Genomic DNA, 506 nt, shown 5'->3' with positions numbered 1-506 from the left:
CGAATCCCTCTTGAACAGTTTGTTATGTTTATTTAGCCCACTTAACCACGCCATTAGCTTGGCATGAAGTTACACCAGTCAAGCCATTACGCCCCATTGAAATTCGTATGCGTTGCTCATTAAGAGGCTCAATCTCTCTACCAACATTATCAGCGTGGTCCCACGCAATAGCAGTTAGCTGACTTTTACAAGCTTCCGCTAGAGCGTCACTCTCTGGGATAAATTGGTATCGAGAATAGTAAACCGTGATTCCAAAACCATCTTCACGTTCCTCGATACCATACTCAGTATCTTTATCATAAGTGGACAATGGAATATTTGTATGGCTTACAGGCGTCGCACAACCGACAAGTGAAGAGGTCAGAAGTAAGCCCAATAGTAATTTTTTCATCAGTAACTCTTTAAGAACCTATAACTTCGACAATATACAACACGGAGTTCCAATAATAAACATAACGCTCTGTTAAGGTGTGAGCAACGCAATACCAAAGCTCCCGCATACCACC

1 protein-coding gene is annotated in these 506 nt (G+C 42.1%); it reads right to left on the bottom strand.

Going from position 1 to position 506, the window contains the following annotated elements; translation table 11 throughout:
* Positions 1–28: 28 nt before the first annotated feature.
* The gene (locus tag VHA02S_RS25135) at positions 29–391 is read right to left on the bottom strand and encodes a hypothetical protein (RefSeq protein ID WP_038899247.1); all 363 of its coding nucleotides are present in this window, start codon (positions 389–391) and stop codon (positions 29–31) included.
* Between the last annotated feature and the right edge of the window lie 115 nt (positions 392–506).

It is taken from the genome of Vibrio harveyi NBRC 15634 = ATCC 14126 = KCTC 12724 (assembly GCF_001591145.1).
In the GTDB taxonomy this organism is placed as follows: Bacteria; Pseudomonadota; Gammaproteobacteria; order Enterobacterales; family Vibrionaceae; genus Vibrio; species Vibrio harveyi.
This window is presented reverse-complemented; position numbering and strand designations above follow the sequence as displayed.

What these genes read in the sequence shown, in the direction of transcription:
- VHA02S_RS25135 (WP_038899247.1), bottom strand. Translation starts at nt 391, where the DNA reads ATGAAAAAATTACTATTGGGCTTACTTCTGACCTCTTCACTTGTCGGT.